This window comes from Streptococcus sp. CCUG 71758 (assembly GCF_011714815.1).
GTDB lineage: Bacteria > Bacillota > Bacilli > Lactobacillales > Streptococcaceae > Streptococcus > Streptococcus halitosis.
This window is the reverse complement of the sequence record NZ_RXXO01000002.1, coordinates 199,074-215,649: the sequence shown is the minus strand read 5'-3', so window position 1 is coordinate 215,649 and position 16,576 is coordinate 199,074. Positions and strand designations below refer to the sequence as shown.

General features: G+C 41.9%; 27 protein-coding genes. All 27 read right to left on the bottom strand.

Going from position 1 to position 16,576, the window contains the following annotated elements:
- Entirely contained in the window at window positions 1–357 is a 357-nt protein-coding gene (gene rplR / locus EKB01_RS04590) for a 50S ribosomal protein L18 (RefSeq protein ID WP_000624044.1), read from the bottom strand.
- Between the two features lie 83 nt (window positions 358–440).
- Window positions 441–977 carry a 50S ribosomal protein L6 gene (gene rplF / locus EKB01_RS04585; protein WP_000086642.1) on the bottom strand — a complete coding sequence of 179 codons (537 nt, stop codon included), beginning with the start codon at window positions 975–977 and terminating at the stop codon, window positions 441–443.
- Between the two features lie 62 nt (window positions 978–1,039).
- Window positions 1,040–1,219: a hypothetical protein gene (locus tag EKB01_RS04580; protein WP_000648250.1), complete on the bottom strand. Its 180-nt coding sequence runs from the start codon at window positions 1,217–1,219 to the stop codon at window positions 1,040–1,042.
- A gap of 166 nt (window positions 1,220–1,385) precedes the next feature.
- Window positions 1,386–1,784, bottom strand: a complete 399-nt coding sequence (rpsH, locus tag EKB01_RS04575) for a 30S ribosomal protein S8 (RefSeq protein ID WP_000245504.1) — start codon at window positions 1,782–1,784, stop codon at window positions 1,386–1,388.
- Between the two features lie 213 nt (window positions 1,785–1,997).
- The gene (locus tag EKB01_RS04570) at window positions 1,998–2,183 is read right to left on the bottom strand and encodes a type Z 30S ribosomal protein S14 (RefSeq protein WP_001085697.1); all 186 of its coding nucleotides are present in this window, start codon (window positions 2,181–2,183) and stop codon (window positions 1,998–2,000) included.
- A 17-nt stretch (window positions 2,184–2,200) separates the two neighbouring features.
- Window positions 2,201–2,743, bottom strand: a complete 543-nt coding sequence (gene rplE, locus EKB01_RS04565) for a 50S ribosomal protein L5 (RefSeq protein ID WP_000013542.1) — start codon at window positions 2,741–2,743, stop codon at window positions 2,201–2,203.
- A gap of 23 nt (window positions 2,744–2,766) precedes the next feature.
- On the bottom strand, window positions 2,767–3,072 hold the full coding sequence (gene rplX, locus EKB01_RS04560; RefSeq protein WP_000497691.1) for a 50S ribosomal protein L24: 306 nt from the start codon (window positions 3,070–3,072) through the stop codon (window positions 2,767–2,769).
- A 77-nt stretch (window positions 3,073–3,149) separates the two neighbouring features.
- Window positions 3,150–3,518 carry a 50S ribosomal protein L14 gene (rplN, locus tag EKB01_RS04555; protein WP_000616547.1) on the bottom strand — a complete coding sequence of 123 codons (369 nt, stop codon included), beginning with the start codon at window positions 3,516–3,518 and terminating at the stop codon, window positions 3,150–3,152.
- Between the two features lie 25 nt (window positions 3,519–3,543).
- Window positions 3,544–3,804 carry a 30S ribosomal protein S17 gene (gene rpsQ / locus EKB01_RS04550; RefSeq protein WP_000440801.1) on the bottom strand — a complete coding sequence of 87 codons (261 nt, stop codon included), beginning with the start codon at window positions 3,802–3,804 and terminating at the stop codon, window positions 3,544–3,546.
- A 24-nt stretch (window positions 3,805–3,828) separates the two neighbouring features.
- Entirely contained in the window at window positions 3,829–4,035 is a 207-nt protein-coding gene (gene rpmC / locus EKB01_RS04545; RefSeq protein WP_000772918.1) for a 50S ribosomal protein L29, read from the bottom strand.
- A 9-nt stretch (window positions 4,036–4,044) separates the two neighbouring features.
- A complete protein-coding gene (gene rplP / locus EKB01_RS04540; protein ID WP_000960947.1) occupies window positions 4,045–4,458 on the bottom strand; it encodes a 50S ribosomal protein L16 in 414 nt (137 codons plus the stop codon).
- 3 nt (window positions 4,459–4,461) lie between these two features.
- Window positions 4,462–5,115, bottom strand: coding sequence for a 30S ribosomal protein S3 (rpsC, locus tag EKB01_RS04535; RefSeq protein ID WP_000529936.1), 654 nt, complete (start codon window positions 5,113–5,115; stop codon window positions 4,462–4,464).
- 12 nt (window positions 5,116–5,127) lie between these two features.
- Window positions 5,128–5,472 (bottom strand): 50S ribosomal protein L22, encoded by a 345-nt coding sequence (rplV, locus tag EKB01_RS04530; protein ID WP_000818137.1) that lies wholly within the window; start codon window positions 5,470–5,472, stop codon window positions 5,128–5,130.
- An 11-nt stretch (window positions 5,473–5,483) separates the two neighbouring features.
- Window positions 5,484–5,765, bottom strand: coding sequence for a 30S ribosomal protein S19 (gene rpsS, locus EKB01_RS04525; RefSeq protein WP_000533766.1), 282 nt, complete (start codon window positions 5,763–5,765; stop codon window positions 5,484–5,486).
- Window positions 5,766–5,868: 103 nt separating this feature from the next.
- Entirely contained in the window at window positions 5,869–6,702 is an 834-nt protein-coding gene (gene rplB / locus EKB01_RS04520) for a 50S ribosomal protein L2 (protein WP_000512905.1), read from the bottom strand.
- 17 nt (window positions 6,703–6,719) lie between these two features.
- A complete protein-coding gene (locus tag EKB01_RS04515) occupies window positions 6,720–7,016 on the bottom strand; it encodes a 50S ribosomal protein L23 (protein ID WP_001055347.1) in 297 nt (98 codons plus the stop codon).
- Window positions 7,016–7,639, bottom strand: a complete 624-nt coding sequence (gene rplD / locus EKB01_RS04510) for a 50S ribosomal protein L4 (RefSeq protein WP_000024550.1) — start codon at window positions 7,637–7,639, stop codon at window positions 7,016–7,018. Before rplD ends, EKB01_RS04515 begins: the two co-directional genes overlap by 1 nt.
- A gap of 24 nt (window positions 7,640–7,663) precedes the next feature.
- Window positions 7,664–8,290 carry a 50S ribosomal protein L3 gene (gene rplC, locus EKB01_RS04505; protein WP_000160200.1) on the bottom strand — a complete coding sequence of 209 codons (627 nt, stop codon included), beginning with the start codon at window positions 8,288–8,290 and terminating at the stop codon, window positions 7,664–7,666.
- Between the two features lie 82 nt (window positions 8,291–8,372).
- Entirely contained in the window at window positions 8,373–8,681 is a 309-nt protein-coding gene (rpsJ, locus tag EKB01_RS04500) for a 30S ribosomal protein S10 (protein ID WP_001284513.1), read from the bottom strand.
- Between the two features lie 265 nt (window positions 8,682–8,946).
- Window positions 8,947–9,573 (bottom strand): phosphoribulokinase, encoded by a 627-nt coding sequence (locus EKB01_RS04495; protein ID WP_109289599.1) that lies wholly within the window; start codon window positions 9,571–9,573, stop codon window positions 8,947–8,949.
- On the bottom strand, window positions 9,570–10,166 hold the full coding sequence (gene nrdG / locus EKB01_RS04490) for an anaerobic ribonucleoside-triphosphate reductase activating protein (RefSeq protein WP_000220164.1): 597 nt from the start codon (window positions 10,164–10,166) through the stop codon (window positions 9,570–9,572). The genes EKB01_RS04495 and nrdG overlap by 4 nt, the downstream gene beginning before the upstream one ends.
- 4 nt (window positions 10,167–10,170) lie before the next feature.
- Window positions 10,171–10,671, bottom strand: coding sequence for a GNAT family N-acetyltransferase (locus EKB01_RS04485; RefSeq protein WP_109289598.1), 501 nt, complete (start codon window positions 10,669–10,671; stop codon window positions 10,171–10,173).
- 44 nt (window positions 10,672–10,715) lie between these two features.
- The gene (locus tag EKB01_RS04480; RefSeq protein ID WP_000521625.1) at window positions 10,716–10,856 is read right to left on the bottom strand and encodes a hypothetical protein; all 141 of its coding nucleotides are present in this window, start codon (window positions 10,854–10,856) and stop codon (window positions 10,716–10,718) included.
- A gap of 11 nt (window positions 10,857–10,867) precedes the next feature.
- A complete protein-coding gene (nrdD, locus tag EKB01_RS04475; protein WP_167265806.1) occupies window positions 10,868–13,075 on the bottom strand; it encodes an anaerobic ribonucleoside-triphosphate reductase in 2,208 nt (735 codons plus the stop codon).
- Between the two features lie 118 nt (window positions 13,076–13,193).
- Window positions 13,194–14,711: a damage-inducible protein CinA gene (locus EKB01_RS04470; protein WP_167265805.1), complete on the bottom strand. Its 1,518-nt coding sequence runs from the start codon at window positions 14,709–14,711 to the stop codon at window positions 13,194–13,196.
- A gap of 35 nt (window positions 14,712–14,746) precedes the next feature.
- Entirely contained in the window at window positions 14,747–14,890 is a 144-nt protein-coding gene (locus EKB01_RS04465) for a hypothetical protein (RefSeq protein WP_000933181.1), read from the bottom strand.
- Window positions 14,891–14,963: 73 nt separating this feature from the next.
- Window positions 14,964–16,496 carry a cardiolipin synthase gene (gene cls, locus EKB01_RS04460; RefSeq protein WP_167265804.1) on the bottom strand — a complete coding sequence of 511 codons (1,533 nt, stop codon included), beginning with the start codon at window positions 16,494–16,496 and terminating at the stop codon, window positions 14,964–14,966.
- Window positions 16,497–16,576 lie beyond the last annotated feature (80 nt).

Below are 16,576 nucleotides of genomic sequence, written 5' to 3'. Positions count from 1 at the left end.
TTAGAATTTCAATCCGTTTTCACGAGCTGCATCAGCCAAAGCTTTCACACGTCCGTGATATAGATATCCACCGCGGTCGAACACCACTTCTGAAATACCTTTAGCGTTTGCACGTTCTGCAACGAGTTTACCGACAGCAACGGCTTGTTCAGTTTTAGTTCCTTTTGAAACTTCTTTGTCAAGAGTTGAAGCACTTGCGAGCGTTACACCCGCTACGTCATCAATCACTTGAGCGTAGATGCCTGTATTAGAACGGAATACGTTCAAACGTGGGCGATCAGCAGTTCCAGAGAGTTTTCCGCGAACGCGACGGTGGCGTTTTTGACGGAGTTTGTTTTTATCTGGTTTAGAAATCACAGTTTTCACCTCTTTAGTTTTAAATCGCGTGCTATGCACAAAGTTGGAAAATAGGTTGGTGGTTGAAAATCAACAACTCAACATTATTTACCTGTTTTACCTTCTTTAAGACGAACGTACTCTCCAACGTAACGAATACCTTTACCTTTGTAAGGTTCTGGTGAACGAAGGCTACGTACGTAAGCAGCTGTTTGCCCAACCACTTCTTTTGAAATTCCGCTAACAACAATTGTTGTTGGGTTTGGAAGTTCAAAAGTAATCCCTTCTGGAGCTTCAACTTCATCTGGATGAGATTTACCAACAGCCAAAACAAGTTTTGATCCTTGAAGTTGTGCACGGTAACCAACCCCACGCATTTCAAGTTCTTTCTTAAATCCTTCTGATACACCAATTACCATGTTATTCAAAAGGGCACGAGTAGTTCCGTGGATAGTTTTCATTTCTTTTGAATCGTTTGGACGGTGAAGAGTTACTTCAGTACCTTCCACGCGAATTTCAATATCTTTTGAGAACTTACGAGTAAGTTCTCCTTTAGGTCCTTTTACAGTTACTACGTTGTCATTGTTAGTGACTTCAACACCAGCAGGCAACACGATAACTTTATTACCAATACGTGACATGTTTATTTTCTCCTGTTAAATTGTCAGGCCTTGACGGCCAGTTTTCACGGGGGGCATTCGGATTAGAGCAAACCTAGTTTCTTTCGAAAAGCTTTGACAAACTCCTGATATTCTGTCAATACATCAATAGCCGCAGGACTATAACCAATTTCACATAAAAGAGATACAAGGTCATCTTTTGACAATTCAGCCAAAGCGTCTTCTGCAACAATAAGTTTTTCATTCAATTCAGTAGCTTTCATCTTTTTCTCCTAAACTAATTTACTCTCTATTTAGCTGATCAGTAAATCAGCTAAATTGAACACGAGCTATGGTCTGTGTGAAAAAGACAAATCTTCCTAGAGTGTTAACACTTTTTGTCAGATTTCCTATTATCACATTGCCCATGACGCTCTTTGTATCTAGATTTTACCAAACGTAAGCGATAACTTCTCCACCAACGTTCTTTTGGCGAGCTTCTTTATCAGTAAGCAAACCTTCAGAAGTTGAAAGGATAGCAATTCCAAGTCCGTTAAGAACTTTTGGAAGATCTTCACGTTTTTTGTAGACACGAAGTCCTGGTTTAGAAACACGTTTCAAGTTAGTGATAACTTTTTCACCGTTTGGTCCGTATTTAAGGAATACACGGATGATGCCTTGTTTGTCATCTTCGATGATTTCAACGTTTTTTACAAAACCTTCGCGTTTAAGGATTTCAGCAATCCCTTTTTTGATGTTTGATGCAGGTACTTCAAGTACTTCGTGTTTCGCTTGGTTAGCGTTACGAATACGAGTTAGGAAGTCTGCGATTGGGTCAGTCATAACCATTTTGTTTTTCTCCTCTTACTAGTAGTTTGCAAGTTGCACTTGCTAGTTAATGATTGAGCTGGGCTCAGATAGTATTGACACATTCAAATGAGAGAACTCTTATTTGAACACGAGCTACAACCTGTGCAAAAAAGATAAATTTGTTTTGGAGCATCGCTCCCTCACCAAATTTCCTATTTTCGCTGTGGTTGTTACGCTCTTTGTATCATGATATTACCAAGATGCTTTTGTTACACCAGGAATTTGTCCTTTGTAAGCTAATTCACGGAAGCAAACACGGCAAAGTTTAAATTTGCGGTAAACTGAATGTGGACGACCACATTTTTCACAACGAGTATAAGCTTGAGTAGAGAACTTCGCTGGACGTTTGTTCTTAGCAATCATTGATTTTTTAGCCATTAGATTTACCTCCTATATTATTTTGCAAAAGGCATTCCAAGGCCTGTAAGCAATGCGCGTGACTCTTCGTCAGTGTTAGCAGTTGTTACGATAACGATGTCAAGACCACGAGTTTTGTCAACGTCATCAAAGTTGATTTCTGGGAAGATCAATTGTTCTTTCACACCAAGAGTGTAGTTTCCGCGTCCATCAAATGATTTTGTTGGAACACCGTGGAAGTCACGCACACGTGGAAGTGAAACTGAAACCAATTTATCCAAGAATTCGTACATACGTTCCCCACGAAGGGTAACTTTTGCACCGATCGCTACACCTTCACGAAGACGGAAGCCGGCGATTGATTTTTTAGCTTTAGTGATAAGTGGTTTTTGACCTGAGATAAGCGCCAATTCTTCAGCAGCTTTTTCAAGGCTTTTAGCGTTTGATACAGCTTCACCAACACCCATGTTCAAAACGATCTTATCTACTTTAGGCACAGCCATCACTGATGAGTAGTTGAATTGTTCTGTCAAAGCAGGAACTACTTCATTAAGATATTTTTCTTTTAAACGATTTGCCATTATACTTCTCCTTTCCTTCGTGATTAATCAAGCACTTCGCCTGATTTTTTGTTGTAGCGAACTTTTTTACCGTCTACAAATTTGTAACCAACACGACCAGCTACACCATTTTTGTCCAATACTTGAACGTTTGATACGTGGATAGCTGCTTCTTTCTCGATGATACCACCTTGAGGAAGCTCGTTAGTTGGACGTTGGTGTTTCTTAACGATGTTAACACCTTCAACGATAACTTTGTTTACTTTTGGAAGGGCAGTAAGGACAACAGCTTCTGTTCCCTTATCTTTACCAGCGATTACGCGAACTTTGTCGCCTTTTTTTACAAACATTAGGTTTCTCCTTGATTTTTCTTACGCCCACAAGGGCACCCTAGCTTGAAGCTAGGGGACTAGTTTGTTTCTAAAAATTAAAGTACTTCTGGAGCAAGTGACACGATCTTCATGAAGCCACCTTCACGCAATTCACGTGCAACTGGGCCAAAGATACGTGTTCCGCGAGGAGTTTTGTCATCACGGATGATAACAGCTGCATTTTCGTCAAACTTGATGTATGAACCATCAGCGCGACGAGCACCTGATTTAGTACGAACGATAACAGCTTTTACAACGTCACCTTTTTTAACCGCACCACCAGGAGTAGCTTGTTTTACAGATGCCACAATGACATCACCGATGTTCGCAAATTTACGTTTAGAACCACCAAGAACTTTGATAGTCAAGATTTCGCGTGCACCGCTGTTGTCTGCGACTTTCAAACGAGTTTCTGTTTGAATCATTTCAGTTTTCTCCTTTCAGGCTTGATTAGATGATAACCGCTTCTTCAACAACTTCTACAAGACGGAAACGTTTTGTAGCTGAAAGCGGGCGAGTTTCCATGATACGTACGATATCGCCTTCTTTGGCAACATTGTTTTCATCATGTGCTTTGTATTTTTTAGAGTAGTTAATACGTTTACCATAGACTGGGTGGTTACGTTTTGTTTCAACTACAACTGTGATTGTCTTGTCCATTTTGTCAGATACAACACGTCCAACAAGAACTTTACGATTATTGCGTTCCATTGAAATTTCTCCTTCCCTAGTCTATTATTTCGCTTCAGATTGAACTGTTTTGATACGAGCGATTTGTTTTTTAACTTCTTTCAAGCGAGCTGTTTGTTCCAATTGACCAGTAGCAGCTTGGAAACGAAGTTCAAACAATTCTTTTTTCAATTCGTTTTCGCGCTTCGCGAGTTCTTCTTGAGAAAGACCACGAAGTTCTTTAACAAATTCTTTTACTTCATTAAGTTTCATGCCTTCTCCTTATTCTGCTTCACGTTTTACGAATTTAGTTTTAACTGGCAATTTGTGGCTAGCAAGACGAAGCGCTTCACGTGCAATCTCTTCAGATACACCAGCGATTTCGAACATCACTTTACCACGTTTAACTGGTGCTACCCAACCTTCAGGTGCCCCTTTACCAGATCCCATACGCACACCGATAGCTTTAGCAGTGTATGATTTGTGTGGGAAGATTTTAATCCAAACTTTACCACCACGTTTCATGTAACGAGTCATGGCAATACGAGCAGCTTCGATTTGGCGGTTAGTGATCCAGTGGCTAGTTGTAGCTTGAAGACCGTATTCACCGAATGCTACTTCTTTTCCACCTTTTGCTTCACCGCGCATTTTTCCACGGAATTCACGACGGTGTTTAACACGTTTAGGTACTAACATTGGTTATTTACCTCCTTTAGTGTTTTTACGAGCTGGAAGAACTTCACCACGGTAGATCCATACTTTAACACCAAGTTTACCGTATGTAGTATCTGCTTCTTCCCAAGCGTAATCGATATCTGCACGAAGTGTGTGGAGTGGAACAGTTCCTTCTGAGTATCCTTCAGCACGGGCAATATCTGCACCGTTCAAACGACCTGATACTTGAGTTTTGATTCCTTTAGCTCCAGCACGCATTGCGCGTTGGATTGCTTGTTTTTGTGCACGACGGAAAGCAACACGTTGCTCCAATTGACGAGCAATTCCTTCACCTACAAGGTGAGCATCCAAATCAGGTTGTTTGATTTCGATGATGTTGATGTGTACTTGTTTTCCAGTCAATTTGTTAAGTTTTGCACGGAGTGCGTCAACGTTAGCGCCACCTTTACCGATAACCATACCTGGTTTAGCAGTGTGAAGTGAAACGTTAACTTTGTTCACTGCGCGTTCGATTTCGATAGTTGAAACTGCTGCGTCAGCAAGTTCTTTTTGAACGAATTTACGGATTGCAAGATCTTCATGAAGGTAATCCGCGTATTCTTTTTCAGCATACCATTTGGCATCCCAATCACGGATGATGCCGACACGCATACCAATTGGATGTACTTTTTGACCCACGATGTTACCTCCTTATTTTTCTGCAACAGCTACAGTGATGTGAGCTGTACGTTTGTTGATTGGTGAAGCTGAACCTTTCGCACGTGGACGGAAACGTTTCATAGTTGGTCCTTCGTTTGCGAATGCTTCAGATACTACCAAGTTAGCTTTATCCAAACCAAAGTTGTTTTCAGCGTTAGCTACAGCTGAATTCAAAACTTTCAAGATGATTTCAGCAGCTTTGTTTGGAGTGAATGTCAAGATTGCAATAGCGTCGGCTACGCTTTTACCACGAATATTGTCAAGAACAAGACGTGATTTACGAGGTGAAACACGTACTGTACGAGCCATTGCTTTAGCTGAAGTAATTTCTGCCATTTATGTTCTCCTTATTTTCTACGTGTTTTCTTGTCGTCTGCAGCGTGACCTTTGTAAGTACGTGTTGGTGCAAATTCACCAAGTTTGTGACCTACCATGTCTTCTTGGATGTAAACAGGTACGTGTTTACGTCCGTCATAAACTGCAATAGTGTAACCAATGAAACTTGGGAAGATCGTTGAACGACGTGACCAAGTTTTGATAACTTTTTTCTTTTCGTCGTTAGCTTGAGCTTCAACTTTTTTCATCAAATGCTCATCGACGAAAGGTCCTTTTTTAAGACTGCGTCCCATTTTTATGTTTTCTCCTTTAAATATTGTACCACAGCGGCTTGCGCTCACATGGAGCGCTACCGAGCTGGCGGATTTCCTAGTTGCTTAAGCGACTAGTTTACTATTATTTCTCGTTGCGACGACGAACGATAAGTTTGTCAGATTTCGCTTTCTTGTTACGAGTTTTAAGACCAAGAGCAGGTTTGCCCCATGGAGTAGATGGCGCTTTACGACCAACTGGTGCTTTACCTTCACCACCACCGTGTGGGTGATCGTTAGGGTTCATTACAGAACCACGAACCGTTGGGCGGATACCTTTCCAACGGCTACGTCCTGCTTTACCAAGGTTTACAAGTCCATGTTGTTCGTTTCCGACAACACCAACTGTAGCACGACAAGTTCCAAGAATCATACGAACTTCGCCAGATTGAAGACGAACAAGAACGTATTTACCTTCTTGACCCAATACTTGAGCAGAAGCTCCAGCCGCACGGACCAATTCTCCACCACGGCCTGGTTTCAATTCGATGTTGTGGATCAAAGTACCAACTGGGATGTTAGCAAGCGGAAGAGCGTTTCCGACTTTGATATCTGCTTCAGGACCTGAAACGATACGTTGACCAACTTCAAGACCTTTTGGAGCGATGATGTATGCTTTCACACCGTCAGTGTAGTGTACAAGAGCGATGTTTGCAGAACGGTTTGGATCGTACTCGATAGTTTTAACAACTGCTTCAACGTTGTCTTTGTTACGTTTGAAGTCAACCAAACGGTAGAAACGTTTGTGCCCACCACCTTGGTGACGAACAGTGATACGACCGTTGTTGTTACGACCAGCCTTGTTCTTCAAAGCAACAAGCAATGATTTTTCAGGAGTGCTTGTTGTGATTTCAGCGAAATCCAAAGAAGTCATATTACGGCGACCGTTTGTTGTTGGTTTATAAACACGAATTCCCACGATATTTCCTCCTTAGATTATTCAGCTTCAGCAGCAAACAACTCGATTGCTTTTGAATCAGCTGTAAGAGTGATGATAGCTTTTTTAGTTTTGTTAGTAAAACCAGTGTAACGTCCAACACGTTTAGCTTTAGGTTTTACGTTGATTGTGTTGACATTTGCAACTTTAACACCTTCAAAAGCAGCTTCAACAGCTTGCTTAATCAAAAGTTTGTGTGCACGAGTGTCAACTTCAAATACATACTTTCCTGCTTCAAGTTGAGCCATTGAGCTTTCAGTGATAACAGGTTTTTTGATAACATCATACAAATTCATTATGCAAGAACCTCCTCGATTTTAGAGATAGCTGCTTGAGTAACAAGAAGTTTGTCACTATTTGCGATGTCAAGAACACTTGCAGTTGTAGCGGTCGCAACTTTCACGTTTGGAAGGTTACGAGCTGAAAGAGCTGCGAATTCGTTTCCTTCTTCAAGAATAACAAGGACTTTAGAATCGATGCTCAAAGCTGCAAGAACTTTTGCAAATTCAGCAGTTTTTGGAGCTGTAAATTCAAGAGAATCAACGGCTACAAATTTGTTTTCAGCAACTTTTTCTGAGTAAACAGATTTAAGCGCAAGGCGACGAACTTTTTGAGGAAGTTTGTACGCATAGCTACGTGGAGTTGGTCCGAAGACAGTTCCACCACCACGCCATTGTGGAGAGCGGATAGAACCTTGACGAGCACGTCCAGTTCCTTTTTGACGCCATGGTTTGCGTCCGCCACCTGAAACAGCTGAGCGATTTTTGACTGCGTGAGTTCCTTGACGAAGGCTAGCACGTTGGCTGATGATCACATCAAACACAACAGATTGGTTTGGTTCAATACCAAAGATTGCATCGTTAAGAACAACTTCGCCAGCTTGTTTACCAGTTTGGTCGAATAATGTTACATTTGCCATTTTGACTGTATTCCCCTTTCCTTATTATTTACCAGCTTTAACTGCTGACTTGATAGTGATAAGAGATTTCTTAGCACCTGGTACGTTACCTTTGATAAGGATAACGTTCTTTTCTGGAACAACTTGTACAACTTCAAGGTTTTGAATTGTCACGCGGTCGCCACCCATACGTCCTGCAAGGTTTTTACCTTTGAACACGCGGTTAGGTGCAACAGGTCCCATAGAACCTGGACGACGGTGGTAACGAGAACCATGAGCCATTGGTCCACGTGATTGTCCGTGGCGTTTGATAACACCTTGGAAACCTTTACCTTTAGAAGTACCAGTTACGTCAACAACGTCTCCAGCTGCGAATGTTTCAACTGTGATTTCAGTACCAACTTCCAAGCCTTCAACGTTTTTGAATTCACGAATGAAGCGCTTAGGAGCCGTGTTAGCTTTCGCTACATGTCCTTTAGCAGGTTTGTTGCTCAATACTTCGCGTTTGTCATCAAAACCAACTTGGATAGCGTTGTATCCGTCTGTTTCAACAGTTTTAACTTGAAGAACAACGTTTGGAGTTGCTTCAATAACTGTTACAGGGATCAATTCGCCAGCTTCAGTGAAGATTTGAGTCATTCCCACTTTTTTCCCTAAGATTCCTTTTGTCATGAGAAAATAGTTCCTTTTCTATATTTTTTATTCAAAAAGTTTTTAACGAGCGTTTTTCATGCTCAAGGTTTCAAACTTTGGATTAAAGCTTGATTTCTACGTTTACACCACTTGGAAGATCCAATTTCATCAACGCATCAACTGTTTTTTGAGTTGGGTTAACGATATCGATCAAACGTTTGTGTGTACGCATTTCAAATTGTTCGCGAGAGTCTTTGTATTTGTGAGTCGCACGAATGATTGTGTAGAGGCTACGTTCAGTCGGAAGTGGGATTGGACCCGCAACTTGTGCACCTGTACGAGTAGCTGATTCTACGATTTTTGCAGCCGCTGTGTCAAGCGTACGGTGTTCGTAAGCTTTCAAACGGATACGGATTTTTTTGTTTGCCATCTTTTTCTCCTTTTCGTCTATTTAAGATAATAGGCTAGCTCCACAAGAAAACCGACGCGCGTTGCGTGGCAATGCAACCGAGCGTGTCGCAACCTCTTGCATCAAAGCTAAGGCTGTATTTTACAGCACCATAATAGAATAACACAAAGCCCCTGCGATTGCAAGGGATTTGTTAGGTTTTTTTCGTTTTTTTGGGATGAAACTGTTTTCTATTTTTATCTTTCCGAGATTACGGATTTATATCTATAAAAAACTGTCTTTTCTTCTATACAATACGAGTCATTTTGACCTTGAATTTATCTTCTGATTGATCTACTAAGATATCTGCTTTAGACTCGGCTTCTCTATAGTAACACAGATACTGCTCCCGTCTCATCTGATGGCTAGCTAATACAAAAGATGCATCGCGATTTCTCATAGTTGTATCTCGAGCTAAGCGCCTCTTTAATTCGGTCTCCTCATCCGTGTAGAAACAGATAGTTTTGTCAAAGAGTTCCTTAGGTAGAAAACCCACAGACATCCCTTCAACAATCAGAATCGGTTTGGCTCCAGATAAGATCTCGCTAGCCTTCCACGGTTCATCGATTGTTAAGACATCCATACCTGCCTGCAAGGCGAGAATATCTCTCTGCAAACTTGCCAGTTCATGCGCCGCTGGCAGACAAGCTGTTACCTTTTGATCAGGTGCTTGCTTTGGTATTACCAGGTGACGTTCTGAAGTGATATAGGGATCTGTTTCTAGTAAATTTACTGTAGTAGAATCTAGGGCCTGATATAATTCCTGAGCGAAGGTTGACTTGCCTGAAGCTCCATGACCGTAAATCCCCAGCGTCCTAACCCTTCCCGTTTCAATCTCTGAAACCAGTTGTTCTATCAGGTCTTTTTTCTTCATTCTCTCTTCACCTGTTCATAGCTTTCTTTTCCGTCATTAAGCTTGTCCCAAATCACCACTTGCCCACTTTTGAGAGATTTTTGCACATCGATAATCCGTTGATTAGAGGAACCTCGAAACTGGAGCATGAGATTGCGCTTGCTTTTATCATACCGTCCATCGACAAGGATGTCAATCAGCGATAAGAGTTCCAGTTTATCTGGAGTCTCCAGCATCATTTCTTCCCACGTGTAGCCCGTCCAGGACCAGATGTCTTTGTCTGGCAATTCCTTTCGAATGCGTTTAACGAGTGGTAAGAGAATACCCGTATTAAGAAAGGGCTCTCCTCCTAGCAAGGTCAAGCCTTGAACATAAGGTTGGGCAAGATCTTCCATGATCTGTTCTTCTAACTCTGGCGTATAGGGAATGCCTGCGTTGAAAGACCAAGTCGCAACATTATAGCACCCTTCGCAGTGAAACATGCAACCTGATACATAGAGAGAATTGCGCACACCTTCTCCATCGACAAAGTTAAAGGCCTTGTAATCAATGATCCGCCCTTTACTAAGCTCCTCACTTTTCCATTCACCTGGTTTTGGTGTATTCCATGTCATCCTTTTACTCCAAATCTATCCAGTAACGTTCTACGCCATTGCGAACATCTTCAAACACTCCGCCATTTGATACAATCACCGCCCTACTAGCAGGATTTCCCGTACTACAGGTCACAAGTGCTTGTTTAATATTCTTCTCCTTGACAACTTGCAAGCCTTGTCGGAGAGCTTCTTTGGCATAACCCTTGCCTCTTTCAGAGGGACGGATGGAATAGCCGATATGTCCGCCTTCTTCCAATAAGAAGTCATTGAGCCGCAATCGGATATTGAGAAATCCTACAGCTTGACCATCTATCGAAAAAGCGACTAACTGAATATCAGGCACCCACCCTTCAGACAAATTAATTCCCATTTCATGATCCTGATTGTTTTTTAACCACTCTTCATAAACAAAATTCTCAGCATCCCAAAATCCGCCATCATGGGCTGATTGAGTCTGTTCAAACTCTGCCATCATCTCTAAAACAGCTTCCTTATCCGCCAATATCGGTCTGCGTAGTTCCATATTCCCCTCCCACCTAAGAGAAAAGTGAGAGCAGACTCTCACTTTTATTTTTTCTTGTTCTTGTTTAAAAACTGTTCTCTGAGGTTGAGCAAGCGTTCTTTTTTACCTGTTCCACCTTTCGAGTGTTTCTCGTGATAACGGGTCACTTGTGCGCGTCCCTTATCGTCTAATTGGTATTTCCCCATTCCGTCTCTTTCTAGTTTGTTACTTTATGTCCAGGTGTCTTAATGGTTGAACCATTCATATGTTTCACACGCGCAGCGATTTCCTTGTGGCGTCCATTAACCATCGGACGCGCTTGAGGATTTCCCAGATAACCACACGTACGTTTGACCACATCTACTGTTTTAGGGTCGCTATTGCCACAGTTTGGACAAGCAAATCCTCGCTCAGTCGGTTCAAAATCCCCTTCAAAGTCACACTTGTAGCAACGATCAATCGGAGTATTGGTCCCTAGATAGCCGACACGGTCATAGGCATAGTCCCAAACAGCTTCCAAGGCTTTAGGGTTTTGTTGAAGAACTGGATACTCACAATAATGGATGAAACCACCTGACGCACCTGCTTCTGGATAAACTTTCTCAAAGTCTAATTTTTCAAACGGTGTTGGATTTTTACGAACATCGTAGTGGAAAGAGTTGGTGTAGTATTCCTTGTCCGTGATGTCCGGAATAGAGCCGAACTTCTCTGTATCCAAGCGACAGAAGCGGTCTGTCAGACTTTCAGACGGTGTGGAGTAGATAGAGAAATGGTAACCATATTGGTCAGACCACTCTTCCACACGACGTTTCATATCGCGAATGATATCCAATGTGAATTCCTTGGCTTCAGGATTGCTTTCCCAGCTATTTCCAAAGAAGACTGTAGCCACTTCATACAAACCGATGTAGCCCAGCGAAACTGTCGCGCGGCGATTCTTAAAGAGTTGATCTACACTTTCTTCTTTTCCGAGACGGCGACCGAAGGCTCCGTACTGATAAAGGATAGGGGCATTCGCTGGTGTTGCTTCCTTGGTCCGTTCAACACGGTAAACCAGAGCATCTTCTGCGATATTCATCCGCTCATTGAAGATTTCCCAGAACTTATTCATGTCGCCCTCAGACTCAAGGGCAATGCGAGGAAGGTTGACCGTCACAACACCTAAATTCATCCGACCAGAATTGACTTCTACGCCATTCTCATCCTTCCATCCTTGAAGGAAAGAACGGCAGCCCATAGGTACCTTGAAAGAACCAGTCAACTCGATAATCTTATCATAGGATAAGACATCCGGGTACATCCGTTTGGTTGCACACTCGAGGGCCAACTGTTTGATGTCATAGTTTGGAGTTCCTTCTTCCAAGTTAAGGCCTCTTTTAAGCGTAAAGATGAGTTTAGGGAAGATGGCTGTGCGGTGTTCTGAACCAAGCCCCTTGATACGAATGGTCAAGATAGCTTTTTGAATTTCCCGTTCAAAACGACTAGTTCCCAGACCAAAACCTAGTGAAGTAAAAGGTGTTTGTCCATTTGAAGTGAAGAGGGTGTTGATTTCATACTCAAGAGATTGCATGGCATCATAGATGTCTTTTTGGGTTTTCTTCCAAGCATAATCATCCCGTTTTTCAGGCAAGACCCATTCTTCCGCATCTTTGAGGTGCTTTTGGTAATTCTTCTCTGCATAAGGTGCCAAGACTTCATCGATACGGTCAGCTGAACAGCCCCCGTACTGGCTAGAAGCAACGTTGGCAATGATTTGTGAAATCTGAGCGGTCGCAGTCTGGATAGACTTGGGACTCTCTACCTCTGCATTACCAATTTTAAAGCCATTTTCCAACATGCCTTTAAAATCAATCAAACAGCAGTTGGTCATAGGTGTATAGGGACTATAGTCCAAATCATGATAGTGGATATCCCCTTTTTGGTGAGCATTGGCTACGTGCTTAGGAAGCATTTGCAATCCGATTGATTTCCCCACAATCCCTGCTGTCAAATCACGTTGAGTGTTAAAGACATCGCTGTCTTTATTGGCATTTTCATTGACAACTGCCTGATCTTTATTGAGAAGTTTATGAATGCTAAAGTTGATATCTGTCGCTTTTGAGCGCTCAAAATCCCTCTGTGTCCGATAAGTGATATACTCTTCAGCCAAGGCATATTCTTTGGCTTCGAGAAGTTCATGTTCTACGATATTCTGAATCTCATAAATCTTCACACCTTTAGGGAAACGACTATGAATTTCGGTAACGATTCTTTCAACTAGACCATTTAGGCGTTTTTCTACTAGAGGCGTAACGTCCATAACCTTTTCCGCCGCCTTGTGGAGAGCCTTGTCAATCTTGTCTACATCAAATACTACACGTCTACCATCTCGTTTTTCAACGAACAAGGTGGGAACGGTTGCAAGCTTTTCTTCTAATACAATCATATCCATGCTCCTTTCTAAAATGTTGTTCTATGAAGTATTATACCACTCTAAAAATAAAAATCAACATCTTGTGTTAAAAATCCCGATTTTTTTAAAATTCCACAAGATATTGATTTTGTTATTTGAATTTATAAAGCTTCAACTCGCTAGTATCTGTCTGAACAAGCTCATAGTTTTCACTGAGCCAGCTCTCTACATCTGACCACAAGGCAACTTTTTGATTGACCATAATCATCTTCGGTTCATTCTCTTTCAGGTCATTCATCAGTTTGGTTTTATTTTCGTCACTTGCAGTATAAAGTGTTGGCGTCACTAGAGAGGTCGGTGCCAAGCGTTCGCTTGTACGATAGAAATCTGGACGATCATCCCATGCATAGACACGATCTTCAGAACTCGTTTGTTGCTTGACTACGCTAGCAAGTCGCTCTCTCTCCTGATAAGTCACCGGGTGCGAAAGGTAGCGACTCGCGATAGGGAGAACAATGAGGTAGACAAGGGCAATCAGTGGTAGATAGAAATTTCCTTTGAGGAAAGAGGCTTTGTTCTCACGTCTTCTTCTACGACGACTGCCTCCATCAGAAACATTCTCTTTGATCCCTGTCAGAAGGAGCAAAGTCAAGAAAGGAAGAAGAGCAACGAGATGAGTACCGTTGACAGGTTCTTTTGAGAAAATCAAGAGCCCCAAAGAAAGCAATAAGCCCAAACTAGCAGCAATTGATAGGGAATACTGCTTAGCTGGTTTTGACTGGAATAAACCAGAAAAGAGCAAAGTAAGGGAACCTAGCCCAATGGCAAGTAAGCCATAGAAGGCTGCATTTTCAAGCAAATGTGCATTTGAAAAGAGGCTAAGAGTATTTACCGGATACAAGGTCTGGCTAATGGCATCCCCAAAACTACCTGTTAATACTGTATAGTACCCTAAAGGATAGAATAAGAGTGAGAACCCTAAGGCTGACGCAAAAAATTGATATAAACCATGAACAAAGTGACCTTTTCCTAAGTTAAAGCCGATGATGCCCAAGGCTAGTGTAGCTGCAAATAAGGCTGTTGGGATTGGCGCAAGGAAGAAAGCAAGTGCAAGGCTCATACCAACACGTAAAAATCCTTTGTCATCGTTTGGATAAGCTAGATAGTTCGTAACAATGCTAAGTGAATAAAATAGGAAAGGCAGGGCTAGCAAGAGAGCATAGCCACCACCAAAAGCGAGACCTGCTACCAACAAATTAAACACAAACACAAGCTGCTTGGCTTCTTCTACACGGCCTGTAAGAGTATCCGCAGATTTAAAAAGAAAAACACCTGCTCCAAATAAGGCCAACCACTCAACCAAAGCAATCAGAATACTGCCTTGTGAAAGATAGGTAAGCAGGTAATAGAGCAATCCCTCCGTCCCAAAATAATCGGTATACATTTGACCATTTTGATGCAAGGCCCAACCGGTATAAAGATCCTGAGTTTGTTGCGGGCTTACTAAACCAAAAATAAGGGGGATAACCACAGAAATAGCTGTAGCCACTAAACTCCAAAGCAAGATACTAAAAAAGGGAATCGGAGCTCCTTCTCGCTTTTCTGGAACGGACCAGTCTTGGTAATGAGATTCTTCTTGTTTCTCATCTATTTTCCCGTATACATTCATTCAATTTCTCCTCTAAGTTTATCTGTTTTAGTATATCAAAATCTTACAGGAATGTCAGCTTGGGATTGATATTTGCTGAATTTCTTATCCAATATCGCAAAGCGTTCGATTTCACGAAAACGGTGAAATAGACTATTTCTATACTCTCTGATAAAATCATCATCTTCTAGATTAAGCATGGTTTTCTCCTTTACTTATCTATTCGTAAGAAGACAAAAAAGATCCAGCCTTGGGCAAGATCTTGATGGATAGTTAGAGCATAGGCGCAAACAACTGGACAATTTCCTTGATCAAGCTTTGATACCAGCTTGTTTTGATGGTGTGGGGATAAATTTCTTGAGAAACTTTAAAAATCTCTTCGAAGTCTCTTTCAATATCGATGATGGACTGCGTCCTATAAAGCAAGACGGCATTTTCATAGTGGTGAAGCAAACTCCGATAGTCAAAATTGATGGTTCCCACAGTAGCTGCCTCTCCATCGACAAGCATTTGCTTGCTATGAAGGAATCCCGGGCTATACTCATAAATTCGAACCCCTGCAGATAACAAGTCTGGATAGGCTCCTCGAGTAACTAACTGAATAACCTTCTTATCTGGGATACACGGCGTCACAATTCGCACATCTACCCCTCTCAGAGCTGCATTTTTGATACTTTCTGTTAAATCATAGTCAGCAATCAGATAGGGAGTCGTGATGTAGACGTAATCCGTAGCTTGATTGATAAGATTTTGATAGACCGTTTTTCCAACCTGGGCTCGGTAGATGGGTTTTGGCCCGCTACTGTAGGGAATACAGAGCCCCATCCCATCTTTTGGTTGATTTTCGAGATGGTATTGGTCAAAGTCGCTAATTTCCCCACGGTTGATATACCAGGTTGATAAAAAGAGTCTAGTAAAAGCCTTAACCGCCGATCCATCTACGCGAATACCGCTATCTTTCCAATAACCAAAGCGTTCGATATGGTTGATATACTCATCTGCCAGATTGACACCACCTGTATAGGCAATTTGACCATCGATAATCATGATTTTACGGTGGTCACGGTTGTTATAGGCAACGGTTAAGCGCGGAATCACCTTATTAAATTTATGGGCTTCAATCCCTCGACCGCGAAGATGAATGGTATAATCACCAGGCAAGGTTGCCATACAACCAATATCATCATAAAGGAGCTTCACTTCTACCCCTTGAGCCGCCTTTTCTTCCAAAATTTTCAAAATACTATTCCACATCAAACCTTCTTCGATGATATAGTATTCGAGAAAGATAAACTTCTCCGCTTTCTTGAGGTCCTCTAGCATCTGGCGCCACATGCTTTCCCCTGAAGGGAAAAAATGGGTATCCGTTCGATTATAGACATCTGCATTCGTGTCCATGCTGAGGAGCGATTTGATAACCCCATAAGCCGACTTGTCCTGCTCTTTTAACTCCAAACGGAGAGCTCTGCTATTGTCCTCTCTATCAACCATTGATTGGAGCTGCTTTAGCTGCTTCATTTCTTTTTTAGATAAACGACGCTCTCCAAACATGATATAGAGTAAGGGGCCAAACACTGGCACAAAGGCTACTAACAACCATGTCACCTTACTCTCAGGATTCATAGATCGATTAACAATCGATACAATGGTCGCTAAGCTCACTAAAATGACTAGGATAATCCAGATAATCGGTGCCATCTGCCCTAGATAGAGAAATAAACCAAAGACGATAAACAACTCTGCCAACATGATGGTAATGCTAAAACCATATTTGGACATGAGTAGCTGCATTTTTCTAGCTGTCATACATCTCCTTCCTTTTCTAACATTCTCCCTCACCGCTTGATAAACTAATCTTTCTACTAGTATACCTCAGTTCAGGGGTA